4 protein-coding genes are annotated in these 4387 nt (G+C 59.7%); 1 reads left to right on the top strand and 3 read right to left on the bottom strand.

The window, feature by feature from the left end:
• Window positions 1-34: 34 nt before the first annotated feature.
• The gene (locus NW834_RS13380) at window positions 35-1507 is read left to right on the top strand and encodes an NAD(P)/FAD-dependent oxidoreductase (RefSeq protein WP_414426348.1); all 1473 of its coding nucleotides are present in this window, start codon (window positions 35-37) and stop codon (window positions 1505-1507) included.
• Here the strand turns inward: NW834_RS13380 and lpxB are convergent.
• The 3 genes from lpxB to fabZ all read right to left on the bottom strand — a co-directional run.
• Window positions 1504-2712, bottom strand: a complete 1209-nt coding sequence (lpxB, locus tag NW834_RS13385) for a lipid-A-disaccharide synthase (protein ID WP_414426349.1) — start codon at window positions 2710-2712, stop codon at window positions 1504-1506. The genes NW834_RS13380 and lpxB overlap by 4 nt on opposite strands.
• A gap of 26 nt (window positions 2713-2738) precedes the next feature.
• Window positions 2739-3716, bottom strand: coding sequence for an acyl-ACP--UDP-N-acetylglucosamine O-acyltransferase (gene lpxA, locus NW834_RS13390; RefSeq protein WP_414400710.1), 978 nt, complete (start codon window positions 3714-3716; stop codon window positions 2739-2741).
• Between the two features lie 233 nt (window positions 3717-3949).
• A partial coding sequence (fabZ, locus tag NW834_RS13395) for a 3-hydroxyacyl-ACP dehydratase FabZ (RefSeq protein ID WP_414426350.1) occupies window positions 3950-4387 on the bottom strand: 438 nt, incomplete at its 5' end.

Genomic DNA, 4387 nt, shown 5'->3' on the forward strand with positions numbered 1-4387 from the left:
ACTACCAGATGGTACCTCAAGGCAGCTATCCAGAGTGCAGTCCACAGTGGTGATCGGGGCGGGGCCAGCTGGATTGAGTGCCGCCTACGAGCTGAACAAGCAGGGCTACCCGGTAACGGTTTTGGAAGCGGATCCGGTGCAGGTAGGGGGGCTATCCCGCACTGTAACCTACCAAGGCTATCGCTTTGATATCGGTGGACACCGCTTTTTCTCCAAGTCGGCGGAAATTGAGGCTCTGTGGACGGAGATTTTGGGCTCGGAAATGCAGGTTTGCCGGCGGCTTTCCCGCATTTTTTACCGAGGTGTTTTCTTTGATTATCCAATTCGACCTACGGATGTTTTTGCCAAACTGGGGCCAGGGTTTACCACCCTCTGTCTGCTCAGTTACCTAAAGGCGCGCCTCTTTCCCAGGCCCAATCCTGTATCTTTTGAAGATTGGGTCATTAACCAATTTGGGGAACGGCTGTATCGCACTTTTTTTAAGACCTACACCGAGAAAGTGTGGGGGATCCCTTGTCACGAGATCAGCGCCGACTGGGCAGCCCAGCGGATCAAGGGTCTGTCGATGGCTTCTTTGATCCGTAAAACCTTTTTCCCCAACCGAGAGGGGGTGATCAAAACCCTGATCGATCGCTTTCGCTATCCTCGCCTAGGGCCAGGCCAGATGTGGGAGCGCGTTCAAACCTTGCTGGCAGAAGCCGGGCAGCCGGTACAACTGGATCGCAAGGTTACGGCAATCCACTGGAACCGGGCCGGAGTTCAAGCTGTACAAGCCTGTTCTCAAGGGGGAGAGACCTTTTGGGTGACCGGCGAGCAGTTCATTTCCACCATGCCGCTGCGCTCTCTGGTGCGGGCTTTGGTACCTGCAGCACCGGAGCCGGTGCGAGAGGCTGCCGAACAACTGCGGTATCGGGATTTTTTGACGGTGGCTTTGCTGGTGGATGAGCCCAACCTATTTCCAGATCACTGGATCTACATTCACGATCCCTCGGTGCGGGTGGGGCGTATCCAAAACTTCAAGAATTGGAGCGCGGACATGGTTCCGGATCCCTCGGTCACCTGCTTGGGTTTGGAGTATTTTTGCTCAGCGACGGATCCCTTTTGGGGACAAACCGATGGGGATTTGATGGCCTTGGCAACGCTGGAATTGCAGCGGTTGGGCCTGCTGGGGAAGGCAAAGGTTTTGGGCGGCACAGTCATTCGCGCCCCGAAAGCCTACCCGGTTTACAATCACGGCTATCAAGCTCACATCCAGACCATTCGGGCCTTTTTGGAAGAGGCACTGCCCAATTTGCAGGTGGCAGGCCGCAACGGCATGCACCGCTACAATAACCAGGATCACGCCATGATGACGGGCCTTTTGGCCGCTCGCAACATTGTGGCAGGGGAACGGCGCTACGATGGGTGGCGGGTCAACCAAGATGCTGAGTATCTGGAAGAGGCGGATTCGACAGCAGCCTTGGCGGGAGGACGGGCCGTGCCCCAGGTGCTGGGTCGCCGGAGTTAGCGGCGGAAGGGATCCTGCTTCGATCCAGCTTCGCCATCCAACACCTCTAGGATGGCCTTAGCAGCGCGAGCCAGAACGCCGGGTTCTCCTAGGGCTGCCCGCATCGCGGCGTAGTCGGCTTGCAGTTGGGCTTGGCGTTCCGGCCGAGTTAGCAACTCCAGTGCCAGTTGGGCGATCTTCTCCGGCTGGGCCTGCTCCTGCAGCAACTCCGGCACAATGGGGCGCATCTGCACGAGGTTGGGCGGAGACATGAAGGGCACCGACACCCTCAGCCAATGGCGGGCGATCCAGAAGGTGATGGGGTTGAGGCGATAGATCACCACCTGGGGGATCCCCAAGATGGCCGTCTCCAAGTTCACCGTGCCCGACTTGGCCAACACCAAATCAGCCGCTGCCAAGGCGAGGTGATGAGCTTTGTGGGGGGAGAAGAAGGGCAGAGCTTGGGGATCCAAAAGGGTGAGGTTGAGCCCAAGGCGGCGGGCAGCCCGCGCAATCGGGGCAGCAAAACGGGGCGAGGCCAGGGGCACCCAAAACTGTGCCTGAGGCAGGTGAGCTTGCAACAACTGGGCCGCCTTGAGCAGGACAGGCAGAACCGAGCGCAGCTCTTGCCGACGCGAAGCCGGCACCACCACCACCACCGTGGCTTCGGCAGGGATCCCCAACTGGGCTCTGGCTGCAGCACGGCTGGGCACAGCGGCCAAAATATCCAACAGGGGATGGCCCACATACTGGACATGGGCTCCTGCCGCCGCGTAGTAGCGGGCTTCCTCAGGGAAAATTGCCAACATCAGCCGCATCTGCTGGGCCAGTTGGTAGGTGAGGCGGGCATCCTGCGACCACACCCACTCTTGGGGAGCAATGTAATAGACGGCAGGGATCTGCCGCCGTTGCAGCAGACGGGCAATGCGGCTGTTGACGCCGATGTAGTCCACCAGCACGGCCACATCTGGCGGGTCTTGGGCCAAAAAGCGGCGAATCTTCCATTCCGTCCAGAGGGCGGGGCCGATAAAGGGAAGAGCCTCTAAAATGCCAACGGAGCTGATCTCGGTAGTGCGGTGCAATAAACGGGCCCCGGCAGCAGCCATGCGCTCTCCCCCGACCGCTGTGATGCGCAGTTGAGGGCGCTGGCGCAGCAATTCTTCAATCAGATGGCCGGCCTGCAGATCCCCTGAGACCTCGCCCGTGCAGATGAACAGGTGGCTCACCAGAGCTACACTCCCGACCCCAATCTTTAGTCATCCAGCTCTGAAGTGCTCTGCACCGGCGGATCTTCCCCTCTCCCGCGTAGGGCCGGCAGAGGGCCTCGTCGTTGCGGCTGCGAGAGGGAGTCTTCCAAAAATTGCAGCAGATGTTGCAGGGATCCCGTCTCGTCCACCCACTCTTTCCCCTGTAGGGAAAGGACATGGCGCTCTCCCTCCGCACCGCTGTTACAAACGACACACAGGCTGCTGCGCAGCGTTTGCAGCGCTTTTTCCAAAGGCAACCCTGAGCGGTACAAAAATCGGTAGACCTGCCGCAGCAAGGGCAGGGATCCCTCCATCCCTTGGGCTCGCCGCAACCCCACCAAGTTCAGACCGCGGATGCGAGCCGGATGTCCTTCCACCAACATGTAGGGGGGAACGTCGCGGTCAACCCGGCTCATCGCCCCCACCATGGCCAAGCGCCCGATGCGGGTGAACTGGTGGATCCCGACCATGCCGCCGATGCGGGCTTGAGACTCGATGTGGATGTGGCCGGCCAAAGAGACAGCATTGGTAATCACCACCTGATTTTCGATGACGCAGTTGTGGGCGACATGGGTGTAGGCCATCAGCAGGTTGTAATCTCCAATCAGGGTGGCTTCCCCTTCATTGGTAGCCCGGTTGATGGTGACGAACTCGCGGATGCGATTGCCTCTGCCGATTACCACTTGAGAGGGGGCGCCGCTGTACTTCAGATCCTGAGGCTCGGTGCCCACAACTGCTCCCGGAAAAATGTGGTTGCCCTCGCCGATTTCCGTCCAGCCATCGATCACCACATGGGCCCCCACCACCGTATGGGCAGCAATGCGAACATGCTCGCCGATCACCGCATACGGGCCAACCTGCACCGTCTCGTGTAGCTCAGCTTTCGGATGGATCACCGCGGTGGGATGAATCCGCTCCCGTGAGCGGTGCGGCGCACTTGCAGAGGCGTTGGGAGTGGATCCCGCTGAAGCGAACGAACTCATTTCCGACCTAGCCAGCAACTGTGGTTACGCTCCCAACCCCGCGAAGGATCACCAAGGCTTGACTCCGGGGGAGATGAGCCTTAGAGCTACGCCCCACTGTCGCGACAACATGTTTACCGTATCCCGACAGAAAGGCGCAAGCAGCCCCTGAGCCATCTTTCTATCCCAACACTTTATCTCAATTGCGAGAACACCCACACCGGAGCGCCTCCTGGATGGCCGCTGTTGGCCCATCAATCCACCAGGGAGAACATCAGCTCCCCCTCGGTTACCAGTTGCCCTCCCACCTGAGCGCGGCAGAACATCTTGCCAATGCGCCTCTGGCGAATGGTGAGCAAATCGGCGGAGAGCAGCAGCTGATCCCCCGGCAGTACCGGGCGGCGAAAGCGAACGCCATCGATCCCGGCAAACAGGGCCAAACGCCCGGCCACGTCCGGCAACTTGGTCAACACGATCCCCCCTACCTGGGCCATGGCCTCGACGATTAGGACGCCGGGCATGATGGGTCGGTTGGGGAAATGCCCTTGAAAAAAAGGCTCGTTGAAGGTGACGTTTTTCAGGCCCACCGCCCGTTGCCCCGGTTGATACTCCACAACCCGATCCACCAGCAAGAAAGGATAGCGATGGGGCAAGATCTCCAAAATCTGCTCCGTTGTGAAGACGGGGGGAGC

The sequence above is a fragment of the Synechococcus sp. R60.1 genome (assembly GCF_047461835.1).
Classification (GTDB): domain Bacteria; phylum Cyanobacteriota; class Cyanobacteriia; order Thermostichales; family Thermostichaceae; genus Thermostichus.